The organism is Mesorhizobium sp. M1B.F.Ca.ET.045.04.1.1, from assembly GCF_003952465.1.
GTDB classification, from domain to species: Bacteria; Pseudomonadota; Alphaproteobacteria; order Rhizobiales; family Rhizobiaceae; genus Mesorhizobium; species Mesorhizobium shonense.
In genome coordinates this window covers 1,659,821-1,674,571 of the sequence record NZ_CP034448.1, presented here as the reverse complement: position 1 = coordinate 1,674,571, position 14,751 = coordinate 1,659,821, and the positions used below count along the sequence as shown (strand labels likewise).

Genomic DNA, 14,751 nt, shown 5'->3' with positions numbered 1-14,751 from the left:
ATATGTCTCTTGGATTCAGAATTTCCGGACGCATCGGCAAACCGGTCACCGATGTCTTCGACGCGGTGGTCAATCCGACGAAGCTCAGCGGCTATTTCACCACCATCGGCGGCGCCTCCGCCCCACTGGTCGCCGGCACAACCGTCACCTGGTGGAAGACCGTGCCGGTCGAGGTCGACGAGGTGACGAAGGACAAGCGCATCGTGCTGCGCTGGGACGCGACCGACGCCGAGGGCAAGCCGGCCTACAAGACCCGCATCGAGATGAATTTCGAGCCATTGGATGACGGCGGCACCTTCGTCACCATCGCCGAGGAGGGCTGGCGCGAAGGCGAGGCCGGACTGAAGAAATCCTACCTCAATTGCGAGGGCTGGTCGCAGATGCTGGCCTGCATGAAGGCCTATCTTGAATACGGCATCAACCTGCGCGACGGCTATTATCGCAGCGAGCTGCGGGGCGAGCCGGCGAACGAGACCAATATCTGAGCCCAACATCAGAGCAAAGGAGGCCGCTCGTGAAAGTAACGCCGTTCCTGATGTTCGAAGGCCGGGCGGAAGAGGCGATGACCTTCTATTGCGAGACCATCCCGGAGAGCCGCGTCGTCGACGTGACGCGCTACAGTGCGGGCGAAGACGGGCCCGAAGGGACAGTCAAGCTGGCCCGCGCCTCGATCGGCGGCACAGAGGTAATGATCTTCGACAGTCCGGTGCATCACGCCTTCACCTTCACGCGGTCGGTCTCGCTCTTCGTCGACTGTTCCTCCGAGGAGGAGCTGGAGCGCATCGTCGAGGCGCTGGCCAAGGACGGCGCGTTCCTGATGCCGACCGGCAATTACGGCTTCAGCCGCCGTTTCGCCTGGCTCAACGATCGGTTCGGCGTCTCCTGGCAGATCAACCTGCCATGAACAATGCGATTCCAGGAAAAGCGCGCAGCGGTTTTCCGTCCGGAATCGCGCAATCGCAAACTTACGGCAAGTCGGCAATTTAGGAGGAAGTCATGGAACTCAAAGAAGCTCCCACCGCCGAAACGGCCATGCTGATCCGCCGGCCGGTTGCCGAGGTTTTCGAGGCCATCGTCGATCCGGCGGTCACCACGAAATTCTGGTTCACGCATTCGAGCGGCAGGCTGGACGGTGGCAAGCCGGTCGAGTGGGAATGGCGCATGTATGGCGTCTCCACAAGAGTCGAGGTCAGCGAGATCGTTCCCAACGAAAAGATCGTCATGCGGTGGAGCGAGCCGCCGACCACCGTCGTCTGGACTTTCAGCGAAATGCCCGGCGACGCGACCTTCCTCGAAGTCCGCAATTTCGGCTTTGTCGGCAGCGGCGACGAACAAGTCAGCCAGGCGATCGGCTCGACCGGCGGTTTCTCGCTGGTGCTCGCCGGCGCCAAGGCGTGGCTGGAACAGGGCCTGACGCTCGGCCTGATCGGCGACCGGCATCCGAAGGGCATCTCAGCCTAAGCCGTAAGCGACTAATGCATGTCGCCCAAAAGTGCGCAGCGGTTTTGGGAGAACGACATGCATCAAAACAAAGACTTAAAGCGCGTCGTCTGAATCCGTTTCAGCGCGACGCGCTTTAGGTCATAAGGTCGGACAATGTTTGCGTTGGCAGATGCTGTGGCGATTGGCCGAAATGCCTTTCGCTTCGTCATTCTATGGCGGAGCAAGCGAAGCGACGCGGCGCAGACCATAGAATCCATGCCGTGACTTGGAAGCGCCGCCACGGTGCAGAATTTTGCTCCGTTGCGCTCCTTGGCTAAGGTAACGGCATGGCAACTGTGTTCATGCGAATGCGGTTTTGTCGCGGATGATGGCGTTGAGGACGACCAGGAGCTTCCTTGCTACGGCGATGATAGCAAGTTTCTTGGAGCCTGATCGGGCGGCAAGTGCGGTATAGAAGGACTTGAACCGGTCACAGGTTCTGATGGCTGTGAGGGCTGCCATGTAGAGGGCGCGGCGCACGCGTGATCGCCCGCCCTGGATCTGGCTCCTGCGTGTGAGCTTGCCGCTCTTGTTGTCGAACGGGGCAAGGCCGACGAGCGCGGCGATCGCCTTGGGTGAGCGCTGGCCGAGCTCGGGCAGGAGCGCCAGCAGCGAGAGCGCGCCGACCTTGGAGACACCGGGCACGGAGACCATCAGCGCATGGTCGCGAGCGGTGCCCTGGTTTTGACGAATGACTTCGGCAATCAGGCTCTCGAGCGCCTTGATGCGCGTGTCGAAGTGAGCGATCGTTTCTTCCAGATCGGCAATGACGATCTCATTGAAGGCCTCGGCGAGGTGCTTCTTCGCCGTTGCCCGCATATTGACCAGGTGATCGCGGTGGCCGGCAAGCGATTGAAGCCGCTCGACTTCTTCGCTCGGCGCCGGCTCGGCCTCAGGGTGATAGCGACGGCCGTAGTCGCTCAGCATCCTGGCATCGAGAGGATCGGTCTTGGCGCGCCGTCTCGTCGACTTGGCATAGTGGTGGGTATGGGCCGGGTTGTGCCGCGAGAACGGCACGCCGGCCTTGGCCAGCGCATGGCGCAGCAGCCGGTCATGCACCCCCGTCGCCTCCATGACGACAAAGTCCCGACTGGGATCAAGGCCCGCCACATAGGCCGCGATCGCGTCGGCCTGATTGTCGATGCGCCGGAAACGGCCGCTTGCCTCATCAAAAAAGTCCAGCCACTGCTTTGAGATGTCGCAGCCGACATAGTTCTGCATTATCATGTCCACGCCTCTTCCTGTGGTGCGGGGTCTGCTTGGAACAGCCCCGTGCAACTGTTCAGGTTGATGGTTCACCGGTGGGAAGGGACCGGGCCATGCCACGGCCTGTCCGAAAGGACGACCAGGATCCACTCGGTCTCCTTCCCACTTCAACCATACACCAGAACCAACACACAGGATTCTAGGGTCTGCGCTCCGCTTCGCGTCGCTCCGCCCTAGAATGACGAAGGTGTGCCAGCCTCAATGCCCGACGCCGGACCTCTGCTTCTTGCGGTGCCGCGCCAGCATGTTGAGCCCCTCGACCAGCGCCGAAAAACCCATGGCGGCGTAGATGTAGCCCTTGGGCACGTGGTAGCCCATGCCGTCGGCGATCAGCGTCATGCCGATCATCAGCAGGAAGCCGAGCGCCAGCATGACGATTGTCGGATTCTTGGCGATGAAATCGGCGAGCGGCGTCGCCGCCAGCATCATCGCGCTCACTGCCACGATCACCGCGATATACATGATGGCGATCTCGTCGGTCATGCCGACGGCGGTGATGATGGAATCGATCGAGAAGACGAGGTCGAGCAGCAGGATCTGGAAGATCGCGCCGGCAAGGCTCATCTGCAGCGTGCCGCCCACCATCGTGTCTTGATGGTCCTGGGGATCGACCGTGTGATGGATTTCCTTGGTCGCCTTCCAGACCAGGAACAGGCCGCCGGCGATCAGGATCAGGTCGCGCCAGGAAAAGCCATGCCCGAATGCCGTGAACACCGGTGCCGTCAGTTGCACGATGATCGAGACGGTGGCGAGCAACACCAGCCGCATGACAAGCGCCGCCGAGATGCCGAGCCTACGGGCGCGGGCCCGCTGAGCTTCCGGCAGCTTATTGGTCAGGATCGAGATGAAGATCAGGTTGTCGATGCCGAGCACGACCTCCAGCACCACCAGCGTCAGCAGCGCGACCCACGCGGTCGGATCGGAAACGAAGGCAAAGTGCGGCGCCAGGAATTCGACAAGCTGCATGGAGGTCGTCCCCTCTACGATCCAAAGCATGTCGCCCGAAAGTGCGGCGCGGTTTTGGGATCACGACATGCTCAACCAACAAAATCAAAAGCGCGTCGCATAAGATCAGGTCGAAGGCGGCGCGCTTTTGAAGCAGTTTCGAAGCCAGTTAGGTGCTGGCCCCGCTCATATCAATGTCACGACCAGAAGGACGGCGCCGTTTCCTCCAGCCGCGGCCCGCGACGAAACGGCGCGATCTTCTCGGCGAGCCCGGTTCGGTCGGAAATCTCGACGCCGATGCCGCACAATGTCGCTGGTCCGCTCGCCGCCTCGAAGCGGCCTTTCGGCACTTTCGACAGGAAGCGGTTGAGCGGTTCTTCCTTGTCCATGCCGAGCGAGGAATCGTAGTCGCCGCACATGCCGGCGTCCGAGATATAGGCGGTGCCGCCGTTGAGGATCTGGTGATCGGCGGTCGGCTGGTGCGTGTGGGTGCCGACCACCAGGCTGGCGCGACCGTCGACGAAATGCGCGAAGCACATTTTTTCAGAGGTCGCCTCGGCGTGGAAATCGATCACCGCCGCATCCGCCTGCTCGCCGAGCGGACAGGCGGCAAGCTCGCGCTCGCCGGCCTGGAACGGATCGTCGAGCTCGGGATGCATGAAGACGCGGCCCATGATGTTGGCGACCAGCACCCGTGCGCCGTTCCTGGCGATGTAGACGCCGGAGCCGCGCCCCGGCGTGCCCTTGGGAAAATTGGACGGGCGCAGGAAGCGCTCCTCGCGCGGCGCGAAGATCAACGCGTCGCGCTGGTCCCAGACATGGTTGCCGGTGGTGACGACATCCGCGCCCGAAGCGAGCGTCTCGCGAAAGATCTCCTCGGTGATGCCGAAGCCGCCGGCGGCGTTCTCGCCATTGACGATGACGAAGTCGAGCCTGAAGTCGGAAATCAGCCCGGGCAGCTGTTCCCACACCGCCGTGCGTCCAGTTTTTCCAACCATGTCGCCGAGGAAGAGAAGTCTCATACGATCCTGCGCCGAAAGTCCGCCAAGCAAAAGCTGCATGACTTCCCGCAAAAGATCATGCGTTTCTCAACCGCTTTTCTACAATTGCGGCGTGAACCGGCGCAACCCGCTCTCGGTGAGTATTTCCGAGATGATCACGTCGTGGTTCTCATCCGGCACCTGGGCCACTTCCTGGCAATCGAAGGCGATGCCGATCAGCCTGGGCGTCAGCCCCTTGTCGGCCAGCCTGGCGATCGCCCGGTCGTAATAGCCGGCGCCGTAGCCGATGCGGTGGCCGCGCGCGTCGAAGGCGGCGAGCGGTATCAGCATGAGCGAAGGGTCGAGCACTTCGGCCTCGTCATGCGGCCCGACCGTGCCGAAGCCCATCTCGACCATCGGCGCGCCGCGCACCAGCTCGCGGAACACGATGGTGGTCTTGTCGAGGATCGCCGGCAGGCAGAGCCTGGCGCCCTTTTCGCGCAGCGCGAACATCAGCGGCCGCACGTCGACCTCCGAGCGCATCGGCCAGAAACCGGAGACGATCTGCCCCGGCTCGACGGCGATCTGGTCGCGCGCCGTCTCGGCCATTTCGAGCGCGATCTCCACCCGCCAGAATTCGTCGAGCGCGTCCCGGCGCGCCAGAGCGTCCTTGCGAAGCTGTTTTTTCAGGTCTTTTGATGGGGTCATGCGCAGACGCTAGAAAAGGACAGATTTGGATGGAGTTTTAGGAGCGACGTTTTGGAGGAGCGGAGCGAACTTTTCGTTCGTGAGCACCGCACAAAACGGCGCGACGACAAAATCCGCCAAATATGGCCTTTTCGATCGGTGGCGATCCACACAACCGGTGGAGGGTCGATCCCGGGTGCCTACAAAGTAGGTGGGCACCGTGTGAGAAAACCCACGGGTCTTCCCAGGGACAGCTCCCTAAGGATCGATAAGGCCCCGGGGATAAGTTCTCCTGCCGGGAAGCGCAGACCGCCATTGCCAATATAGGCCGACGGTTGGCCGAGCGCCAGAGAAACGAAGGGCGAGAAACGAAGGCGGAAACGAGCGGCCGTTAAAGCTTGCGCGCATCCGCAGGGCTCCTTACGGTCCCCGCCTCACGGACAGGAGAAAAAATGCGTTTCGAAGGCACCGCGGCCTATGTCGCCGACAAGGATCTGATGGTGGCGGTCAATGCCGCGATCGCTTTGGAGCGGCCCTTGCTGGTCAAGGGCGAGCCCGGCACCGGCAAGACCGAGCTCGCCCGCCAGGTGGCGGCAACGCTTGGGCTCGATTTCATCGAATGGAACGTCAAGTCGACCACCAGGGCGCAACAGGGCCTCTACGAATATGACGCCGTCTCGCGGCTGCGCGACAGCCAGCTCGGCGACGACCGCTTCAACGACATCGCCAACTACATCAAGCGCGGCAAGTTGTGGGACGCATTCGCGGCGCAAAAGAAAGTCGTGCTTCTGATCGACGAGATCGACAAGGCCGACATCGAATTCCCCAACGACCTCCTGCAGGAGCTCGATCGGATGGAATTTTTCGTCTATGAGACCGGCGAGACCATCCGCGCCGCCTTCAGGCCGATCGTCATCATCACCTCGAACAACGAGAAGGAGCTGCCGGACGCTTTTCTGCGCCGCTGCTTCTTCCACTATATCCGCTTTCCCGACATCGAGACGCTGCACCGGATCGTCGACGTGCACTATCCCGGCATCAAGCAGAACCTGGTGCGCGCCGCCCTTACCCAGTTCTACGAGATCCGCGAGGTGCCGGGCTTGAAGAAGAAGCCCTCGACCTCCGAAGCGCTCGACTGGATCCGACTGCTTGTCGCCGACGACATCGCGCCCGAGGATCTGCGTGCCGACCCCAAGAACGCGCTGCCGAAGCTGCACGGTGCGCTGTTGAAGAACGAGCAGGACGTGCATCTGTTCGAACGGCTGGCCTTCATGGCGAGACGACAGGGATAAGGCGACAGCAATAGCGCTTTCCCCGGTTGTGGACCGTTGCCGCCGGGCGATGACTCCCGCAGCTTCGGGCCAAAAGCATTGGAGGAAGAAATGACCGAGATCACCGTCCGTCCGCTCGCGCAGTCCGATAACGCCGAATGGCGGCGGCTATGGACCGCCTATCTCACCTTCTACGAAACCAAGCTGCCGGACGAGGTCTACGACGTCACTTGGAAACGCCTGTTCACGCCTGGCGAGTTCGAGCCTAAGGGTTTTATCGCCACGCTCGACGGCAAGGCCGTGGGCCTGACCCATTATCTCTACCACCGCTCCTGCTGGTCGGAGAAAAACAACTGCTATCTGCAGGACCTGTTCGCCGATCCCGAGATGCGCGGCAAAGGCATTGGTGCAGCGCTGATCGAGGCGGTGCGGCAGGAGGCCGGCAAGATCGGCGTGAAGAACGTCTACTGGATGACCCACGAGACCAACGCCACCGCGCGCCGGCTCTACGACCACGTCGCGCGCCGCACGGGCTTCATCGAGTACGATCTGCTATAGCATAGGTCAACGGTTGAAATGGCCAAAATTGCGCAATATATTGCGCACAATTGGGAGGCGCGATGCCGCTGATAGAGACCAATACGCGCAAGATTGTCGCGAGACTCTTGCGCGAAGGTTGGTCGAATGTCGGTGGCGGCAAACATGAAAAGTATGAGCATCCGGAAAGGCCGGACGTTATGATCATCGTGCCTCGGCATCGCGAACAGTCTCCTGGTGTGGCGCGGTCGATCGCTCGACTTGCCGGATGGATTTGAGGACGAGCACATGACGCACTATGTCGGAATTCTAGACGGCGCCGACGATGTCTGGGGCGTACGGGTGCCCGATCTTCCCGGCTGCCACGGCGGCGGGGCAAATCCCGAGGAAGCAATCGCCGACGCGACTTCGGCCGTGCGCGAATGGGCTGAAGCCCGGACAGCAAAGCAGTTATCTATGCCTGCCCCGCGTACAATGACGGAATTGCTGAGGTCCGGCGAAATCGACAGTACCGCAGGCGAATCCGCGGTGATGATCCCCGTGCTGATCGATTCGGGGCGACCGGTCCGAGCCAATCTATCACTCGACGCTGGTTTGTTGGCGGCGATCGACGAAGAAGCGAGCCGCCGAGGCCTGACGCGCTCGGCCTTCATTGCAAGTGCCGCGCGAGAAAAGATCGAGGGGCACAGATAACAGCCCAGATGTTCATCCCCTTCTTCCTCGAACTGAAAGCCGCGCGGATTCCCGTTTCGCTCAGGGAATACCTGTCGCTGCTGGAAGGCCTGGAAGCGGGGCTGGTCGACTATGACGTCGAGGGTTTTTATTACCTCGCGCGCTCGGCCCTGGTGAAGGACGAGCGCCACATCGACCGCTTCGACCAGGTCTTTTCCCATGTCTTCAAGGGCATCGAGGCGCTCGCCGGACCGGACGCCGTCGATGTCGCCAACATCCCTGAGGAATGGCTTCGCCGTTTGGCGGAAAAGCACCTGACCGACGAGGAGAAGAAACTGATCGAGGCGCTTGGCGGTTTCGACAGACTGATGGAGACGCTGAAGAAGCGGCTGGAGGAGCAGAAGGGTCGGCACCAGGGCGGCTCGAAATGGATCGGCACCGGCGGCACCTCGCCCTTCGGCGCCTATGGCTACAATCCGGAAGGCGTGCGTATCGGCCAGCATGAAAGCCGCCATCGCCGCGCGGTGAAGGTGTGGGACAAGCGCGAGTTCAAAAATTTCGACGACGCGGTCGAACTCGGCACCCGCAACATCAAGGTGGCGCTGAAGCGGCTGCGGCGCTGGGTGCGCGAGGGCGCGGAGGAGGAATTCGACCTGCCCGGCACAATCCATGCGACCGCCGAGCATGGCTATCTCGATGTCAAAACGCGCCCCGAGCGCCGCAACGCGGTGAAGCTCTTGATGTTCTTCGATGTCGGCGGCTCGATGGACGATCACATCAAAAGCGTCGAGGAACTGTTCTCGGCCGCCCGCGCCGAATTCCGCCAGCTCGAATATTTCTACTTCCACAACTGCCTTTATGAGCGCGTCTGGAAGGACAACCGAAGGCGACTTGCCGAGACGATCCCGACCTTCGATCTCATCCACAAATACGGCCCGGACTACAAGGCGATCGTGGTCGGCGACGCCTCGATGAGCCCTTACGAGATCGCGCATCCCGGCGGCTCGGTCGAGCACTGGAATCCGGAGGCCGGCAGCGTCTGGCTCGGGCGGCTGTTGCAGCAATGGCCGAACGCGGTGTGGCTGAACCCGGAGGCCGAGAAGAACTGGCGTTACACCCACTCGATCGCCATGATCAGCGACATCTTCGGCGGCCGCATGTTCCCGTTGACATTGGCCGGGCTCGAGGCCGCGACGAAGCAGCTTTCGCGGAAACATTGAGCATCTACGCAATCGCCAAGGTCAGAGCTGCCCCTCATCGCCCTGCCGGGCACTTCTCCCCGTATAGTGACGGGGAGAAGGGGCTGGCCGCAACCTCGGCGCCTTTCTTGCAACGCTCGTGATTAGCGAAGCCGGCGATGAGAGCGCCCCTCTCCCCGTCACTATACGGGGAGAGGATGCCGGTCCACCCTCCGCAGCTGCTGCGGAGGACGGGCAGGCAGGTGAGGGGCAGCGCCAACGGCAATAAGGGGCTGAAGCGAAACCAGCGGCAACTGCCTTGTCAGTCCCGGCACTGGGCATGCGTGTAACAAACACCTATCTTCGTGCGAACATAGGCTGCCAACCAACAACGAGCCGCCAAGGCCGAGGAGATTTCATGGACACCCACGCATACCCCGTCACTCGCACCGATGCCGAGTGGCGCGCCCGGCTGACGCCGGAGCAGTATGCCGTCATGCGCAATCACGGCACCGAGCGTCCCGGCAGCTGCGCCCTGCTCTATGAGAAGCGCGCCGGCACCTTCTTCTGCGTCGGCTGCGACCAGCCTTTGTTCGAATCCAAGCTGAAATTCGAGAGCGGTACCGGCTGGCCGAGCTTCAACGACCCGGTCCCAGGGTCGATCGAAACCACCGTCGATCGCAGTTACGGCATGGTCCGCACCGAATGCCATTGCGCGCGCTGCGGCAGTCATCTCGGCCATGTCTTCGAGGACGGCCCGCCACCGACCGGCTTGCGCTACTGCATCAACGGCGTGGCGCTGCGGTTCGAGCCGGCGGCCTGACCGGTAACCCCGTCATGGCTTCGAAAAGGGCGGCTCCGGCCGCCCTTTTTGTCTGCGCGGCACCGAGCGCCGGTCAGGCAATGACCGTCGCAATCAGCCAGAGCGCCGAGCCCAACATCATCATCGATGCCTTGGCGCCGCCTGTCTTCTCCGCCGTTCGCCAGACGGCGAGGGCGACGAAGATGTTGTAGGGCACCGGCAGGAGATGCACCGTAAGAACCAGCCAGAGCGGCAGCTTCAACCCGAGCAGTGTCAGCGCCAGACCCGACGAGGCGATGTTGATCGCCGTGCCGACAAGCACCATGTCGCGCCAGAACAGCCGGTCGAGCGGCTGTTTGCCTTGCCAGCGCGAGCGAAAGAAGCCGGCCAGCATCTGTGGTCTACTCCTGCCTCAGGACTTCAATTACCGCGCGTTCGAAACGCGAGCATTCCGTCACCAGCCAGTCGGCCATGGCTGGCCAATTGTCCTCGGCAAAGCAGTTGACCCGCCACTGCGAGTTGATGCCGAGATTTTGCGCGCTCTGCTCCGGCCTGAGCTTCAGCCGCGCCTCGATCGCCGGCTGGAACGGCTTCAGCCGCGTCCAGACTTGCGTTGCGCCGAGCTTCTCGTTGCGGCCGAAGAAGACGCCGACCACGTTCTCGCTGGGCGCGACATACATCGAAAGTACCAGGCCGAATTCGGGCAGCCCGCGCTGCCAGAACCAGGGCCCGCGCCGCGCCAGGCGGGGCCGTTCTTGCGGATGCCGTTCGGCGAACAGCGCCCAGAAGCCGCGATGGCGGAACTCCGAGGCCCGGCGGCCGCCGAAGTCGAACTCACTCATGGCCGGCCCCCGGCCATGAGACTTACACCATGCCGAGCGCGGCCTTGTACAGATCGAGGATGGACTCCTCCTCCTGGCGCTCGGCTTGGTCCTTCTTGCGCAGCCGCACGATGGTGCGGATCGCCTTGGTGTCGAAGCCAGTGCCCTTGGCCTCGCCATAGACGTCCTTGATGTCGTCGGAAATCGTCTTCTTTTCTTCCTCGAGCCGCTCGATGCGCTCGATGATGGCGCGCAGCTGGCCGGCGGCTACAGTCTGGCTGGTCTCGGTGATCTCGTCGGCCATTTTTCTCTCCGCGTTTTTTGGCGCCATGGCGATTCCCGCCCGGCTAAATTGGAGCCGGTTCGATGCCCGAGCAGGCGCGGCGGGTCAAGACATTATCGATGCGGCATGAAGGGTTACCCACGCCCCGAGGTGTGTTGAGATTCAGGTCAGGCCGGGCCGAGAATGGTGGATTCCGAGAACCGGCCTACGCCGGCCGTAGCCTTCATAGAGCGGAGACACTTATGAGGGCTTCGGCCGGCGAAGGCCGGAGCGGAGCGTACTTGAAGTACGTGAGCACCGGAAGCGCAGGAAGCCTCCATTCGCAGGCTGGCCTCACCTGAATATCAGCACACCTACCCAAAAGCGATCAGCAGATCTTTCGCATCGATCTGGTCGCCGGCCTTGACCAGCACTTCGGCGACCACGCCGTCGCGCTCGGCGTGCAGCGCGGTCTCCATCTTCATCGCCTCGATCGAGAGCAGCACGTCGCCCGCCTTGACCGCCTGGCCGGCGGCGACGGCAAGCGCGGAAACCACGCCCGGCATCGGCGCGCCGATATGCGCCTCGTTGCCCGGCTCCGCCTTGCGCCGCGCCTTGGCGGCCGAGGCGCCATGCGCGCGGTCCGGCACCTTCACGCGGCGCGGCTGGCCGTTGAGCTCGAAGAAGACGGTGACCATGCCCTTTTCATCGACATCGCCGAACGCCTGGCAGCGCACGACGAGCGTCTTGCCCTTCTCGATGTCGACGAAAATCTCGTCTTCCGACTTCATGCCGTAGAAATAGGTCGGCGTCGGCAGCACGCTGACCGGACCGTAGGTTTCCTGCGCGGCGGCGAAGTCGGTGAAGACCTTCGGATACATCAGCCAGGAGGCGAATTCGAACTCCGTGAGCTTGCGCTCGAGCTTCTCCTCGATCTCCTTGCGGCTGGCCTTGAGGTTTGCCGGCTTGAGCAGCGAGCCCGGCCTCACGGTAATCGGCTTCTCGCCTTTCAATGCCTTCTTCTGCAGCGCTTGCGGCCAGCCGCCGGGCGACTGGCCGAGATCGCCGCGCAGCATTGAGACGACCGAATCCGGGAAGGCGATATCCTTTGCCGGGTTCTCGACATCGGCGACGGTGAGGTCCTGGCTGATCATCATCAGCGCCATGTCGCCGACCACCTTGGACGACGGCGTCACCTTGACGATGTCGCCGAACATCAGGTTGACGTCGTGATAGGCCTGCGCCACCTCGTGCCAGCGCGTTTCGAGCCCCAGCGAACGCGCCTGCTCCTTGAGATTGGTGAACTGTCCGCCCGGCATCTCGTGCAGGTAAACTTCCGAGGCCGGTCCCTTGAGGTCGCTTTCGAAGGCGGCGTACTGGTTGCGCACCGCTTCCCAGTAGAAGGAGATGTGGCGGATCCATTGCGGATCGAGGCCGGGGTCGCGCTCGGTGCCCTTCAGCGCCTCGACGATCGAGCCGAGGCATGGCTGCGAGGTGTTGCCCGATAAGGAATCCATCGCCGCGTCGATGGCGTCGACGCCGGTCTCGACCGCTGCCAGCACCGTCGCCGCCGAGAGGCCGGAGGTGTCGTGCGTGTGGAAATGGATCGGGAGGTCGGTCTCTTCGCGCAGCGCCTTGAACAGCACTCGCGCCGCCGACGGCTTCAACAGGCCGGCCATGTCCTTGACGGCGATGATATGCGCGCCGGTCGCTTCCAGCTCCTTCGCCAGCCCGACATAGTATTTGAGGTCGTATTTGGCGCGTGCCGGATCGAGGATGTCGCCGGTGTAACACATCGCCGCTTCGATCAGCTTGCCCTCGGCGCCCACCGCGTCCATGGCGACGCGCATGTTCTCGACCCAGTTCAGGCAGTCGAAGACGCGGAACAGGTCGACGCCGCCGGCGGCCGCCTGTTTGACGAAATGCTGCACGACATTGTCGGGATAGTTGGTGTAGCCGACGCCGTTGGCGCCGCGCAGCAGCATCTGCAGCAGAAGGTTGGGCGCGGCCTCGCGCACCCGTGACAGACGCTCCCACGGATCCTCGGTGAGGAAGCGCATGGCGACGTCGAAGGTGGCCCCGCCCCAGCATTCCAGCGACAAGAGCTGCGGCAGCGCCCGCGCATAGGTGCCGGCGATGCCGGCAATGTCATAGGTGCGCATGCGGGTGGCGAGCAGCGACTGGTGGCCGTCGCGCATCGTCGTGTCGGTGACCAGCACCTGGTTCTGCTCGCGCATCCAGGCGGCGAACTTCTGAGGCCCGAGCGCGTCGAGCCGCTGCTTGCTGCCATCCGGCACCTTGCCGTTGAGATAGGGCACGACGGGTGCGGCGGCATCGGCCTTGGGCATCGGCCGTCCGCGCGTCTCCGGATGGCCGTTGACGCTGACATCGGCCAGATAATTGAGCAGCTTGGTGGCGCGGTCCTGCCGCTTCACCTGCTGGAACAGTTCCGGCGTCGTGTCGATGAACTTGGTGGTGTAGGAATTATCGGCGAAGCTTGGGTGATTGATGATCGCTTCGAGGAAGGTGAGGTTGGTGGCGACGCCGCGGATGCGGAATTCGCGCAGCGCCCGGTTCATGCGGGCGATCGTCTCGGCCGGCGTCGGCGCCCAGGCCGTCACCTTTTCCAGCAGCGGATCGTAGAAGCGGGTGATGACCGCGCCCGAATAGGCGGTGCCGCCGTCGAGGCGGATGCCGAAGCCGGTGGCGCCGCGATAGGCGGTGATGCGGCCGTAGTCCGGGATGAAATTGTGCTCCGGGTCCTCGGTGGTGATGCGGCACTGCAGCGCGTGGCCATTGAGCCTGATGTCCTTCTGCGCCGGCACGCCCGATTCCGGCGTGCCGATGGCGAAGCCGTCGAGGATGTGGATCTGCGCCTTCACGATGTCGATGCCGGTCACCATTTCGGTGACCGTGTGTTCGACCTGGATGCGCGGATTGACCTCGATGAAATAGAACTTGCCGGTATCGGCGTCCTGCAGGAACTCGACCGTGCCGGCGCCGATATAGCTTGTCTCGCGCGCGATCTTCAGCGCATAGCCGCAGAGTTCCTGGCGCAATTCCTCGCTGAGATACGGCGCCGGCGCGCGTTCGACGACCTTCTGGTTGCGGCGCTGGATCGAGCAGTCGCGCTCGAACAGATGCACGGCATTGCCATGTGTGTCGCCCAGCACCTGCACCTCGACATGGCGGGCCCGCTCGATCAGCTTTTCGAGATAGACCTCGTCCTTGCCGAAGGCGGCCTTGGCCTCGCGCTTGCCTTCCATCACCTCGCGGGCGAGGTCGGCCTCCGCGCGGATGGCGCGCATGCCGCGGCCGCCGCCGCCCCACGAGGCCTTCAGCATCACCGGATAGCCTATTTTCGCGGCGAGCTTCTTCACCTCCTCCATGTCGTCGGGCAGCGGATCGGTGGCCGGCACGACCGGCACGCCGACCTCGATCGCCAGGTTGCGCGCGGCGACCTTGTTGCCGAGCCGGCGCATCGTCTCCGGCTTCGGCCCGATGAAGGTGATGCCGGCGGCAGTGCAGGCCTCGGCGAATTCCGGGCTTTCCGACAACAGGCCGTAGCCGGGATGGATCGCATCGGCGCCCGACAATCTGGCGACGCGCATCACTTCGTCGATCGAGAGATAGCTTTCGATCGGTCCCATGTCCTTGTTGAGGTGCGGCCCCCGCCCGACCTGGTAGCTTTCGTCGGCCTTGAAGCGGTGCAGCGAATATTTGTCCTCTTCCGCCCAGATCGCCACGGTTTTGAGGCCCAGTTCATTGGCCGCGCGAAAGACGCGGATGGCGATTTCGGACCGGTTGGCGACGAGGATCTTCGTGATTGCCAAGGACTGGGCTCCAGC

At 63.0% G+C, this 14,751-nt stretch carries 17 protein-coding genes and 1 other RNA gene; 9 read left to right on the top strand and 9 right to left on the bottom strand.

Annotation, left to right across the window (positions count from 1 at the left end):
- The first annotated feature begins 2 nt into the window (after positions 1 to 2).
- The 3 genes from EJ071_RS08160 (at position 3) to EJ071_RS08150 (ending at position 1,461) form a co-directional block, all read left to right on the top strand.
- Positions 3 to 485, top strand: coding sequence for an SRPBCC domain-containing protein (locus EJ071_RS08160; protein WP_126097420.1), 483 nt, complete (start codon positions 3 to 5; stop codon positions 483 to 485).
- A 50-nt stretch (positions 486 to 535) separates the two neighbouring features.
- Positions 536 to 904: a VOC family protein gene (locus EJ071_RS08155; protein ID WP_126102507.1), complete on the top strand. Its 369-nt coding sequence runs from the start codon at positions 536 to 538 to the stop codon at positions 902 to 904.
- Positions 905 to 996: 92 nt separating this feature from the next.
- Complete coding sequence (locus EJ071_RS08150; protein ID WP_126097419.1) at positions 997 to 1,461, top strand: SRPBCC family protein; 465 nt, start codon at positions 997 to 999, stop codon at positions 1,459 to 1,461.
- 321 nt (positions 1,462 to 1,782) lie between these two features.
- Here EJ071_RS08150 and EJ071_RS08145 read toward each other — a convergent pair whose 3' ends face one another.
- The 5 genes from EJ071_RS08145 to ssrS form a co-directional block, all read right to left on the bottom strand.
- Positions 1,783 to 2,709: an IS110 family transposase gene (locus tag EJ071_RS08145; protein WP_245460308.1), complete on the bottom strand. Its 927-nt coding sequence runs from the start codon at positions 2,707 to 2,709 to the stop codon at positions 1,783 to 1,785.
- A gap of 237 nt (positions 2,710 to 2,946) precedes the next feature.
- Positions 2,947 to 3,714 (bottom strand): TerC family protein, encoded by a 768-nt coding sequence (locus EJ071_RS08140; protein WP_126097418.1) that lies wholly within the window; start codon positions 3,712 to 3,714, stop codon positions 2,947 to 2,949.
- Between the two features lie 176 nt (positions 3,715 to 3,890).
- Positions 3,891 to 4,715 carry a YmdB family metallophosphoesterase gene (locus EJ071_RS08135; protein ID WP_126097417.1) on the bottom strand — a complete coding sequence of 275 codons (825 nt, stop codon included), beginning with the start codon at positions 4,713 to 4,715 and terminating at the stop codon, positions 3,891 to 3,893.
- 78 nt (positions 4,716 to 4,793) lie between these two features.
- Complete coding sequence (locus EJ071_RS08130) at positions 4,794 to 5,381, bottom strand: 5-formyltetrahydrofolate cyclo-ligase (RefSeq protein ID WP_126097416.1); 588 nt, start codon at positions 5,379 to 5,381, stop codon at positions 4,794 to 4,796.
- 139 nt (positions 5,382 to 5,520) lie between these two features.
- A non-coding RNA gene (gene ssrS, locus EJ071_RS08125) (6S RNA) lies at positions 5,521 to 5,674 on the bottom strand.
- Positions 5,675 to 5,812: 138 nt separating this feature from the next.
- On the opposite strand from ssrS, the gene EJ071_RS08120 reads away from it, so the two are divergent.
- The 6 genes from EJ071_RS08120 to msrB all read left to right on the top strand — a co-directional run bounded on the left by EJ071_RS08120 (position 5,813) and on the right by msrB (position 9,841).
- On the top strand, positions 5,813 to 6,652 hold the full coding sequence (locus EJ071_RS08120) for a MoxR family ATPase (RefSeq protein WP_126097415.1): 840 nt from the start codon (positions 5,813 to 5,815) through the stop codon (positions 6,650 to 6,652).
- A 90-nt stretch (positions 6,653 to 6,742) separates the two neighbouring features.
- Positions 6,743 to 7,189 carry a GNAT family N-acetyltransferase gene (locus tag EJ071_RS08115; protein ID WP_126097414.1) on the top strand — a complete coding sequence of 149 codons (447 nt, stop codon included), beginning with the start codon at positions 6,743 to 6,745 and terminating at the stop codon, positions 7,187 to 7,189.
- A 62-nt stretch (positions 7,190 to 7,251) separates the two neighbouring features.
- Positions 7,252 to 7,446 (top strand): type II toxin-antitoxin system HicA family toxin, encoded by a 195-nt coding sequence (locus EJ071_RS08110; RefSeq protein WP_126097413.1) that lies wholly within the window; start codon positions 7,252 to 7,254, stop codon positions 7,444 to 7,446.
- Positions 7,447 to 7,456: 10 nt separating this feature from the next.
- Entirely contained in the window at positions 7,457 to 7,861 is a 405-nt protein-coding gene (locus tag EJ071_RS08105) for a type II toxin-antitoxin system HicB family antitoxin (protein ID WP_126097412.1), read from the top strand.
- Between the two features lie 8 nt (positions 7,862 to 7,869).
- Complete coding sequence (locus EJ071_RS08100; protein WP_126097411.1) at positions 7,870 to 9,060, top strand: VWA domain-containing protein; 1,191 nt, start codon at positions 7,870 to 7,872, stop codon at positions 9,058 to 9,060.
- 376 nt (positions 9,061 to 9,436) lie between these two features.
- The gene (gene msrB, locus EJ071_RS08090) at positions 9,437 to 9,841 is read left to right on the top strand and encodes a peptide-methionine (R)-S-oxide reductase MsrB (protein WP_027166759.1); all 405 of its coding nucleotides are present in this window, start codon (positions 9,437 to 9,439) and stop codon (positions 9,839 to 9,841) included.
- Between the two features lie 73 nt (positions 9,842 to 9,914).
- Here the strand turns inward: msrB and EJ071_RS08085 are convergent, their stop codons facing one another.
- The 4 genes from EJ071_RS08085 to pyc form a co-directional block, all read right to left on the bottom strand.
- Positions 9,915 to 10,214, bottom strand: a complete 300-nt coding sequence (locus EJ071_RS08085) for a hypothetical protein (protein WP_126097410.1) — start codon at positions 10,212 to 10,214, stop codon at positions 9,915 to 9,917.
- A gap of 7 nt (positions 10,215 to 10,221) precedes the next feature.
- On the bottom strand, positions 10,222 to 10,662 hold the full coding sequence (locus EJ071_RS08080; RefSeq protein ID WP_126097409.1) for a hypothetical protein: 441 nt from the start codon (positions 10,660 to 10,662) through the stop codon (positions 10,222 to 10,224).
- A gap of 22 nt (positions 10,663 to 10,684) precedes the next feature.
- Positions 10,685 to 10,945, bottom strand: a complete 261-nt coding sequence (locus EJ071_RS08075; RefSeq protein WP_067001689.1) for a DUF2312 domain-containing protein — start codon at positions 10,943 to 10,945, stop codon at positions 10,685 to 10,687.
- 332 nt (positions 10,946 to 11,277) lie between these two features.
- A complete protein-coding gene (pyc, locus tag EJ071_RS08070; protein ID WP_126097408.1) occupies positions 11,278 to 14,736 on the bottom strand; it encodes a pyruvate carboxylase in 3,459 nt (1,152 codons plus the stop codon).
- Between the last annotated feature and the right edge of the window lie 15 nt (positions 14,737 to 14,751).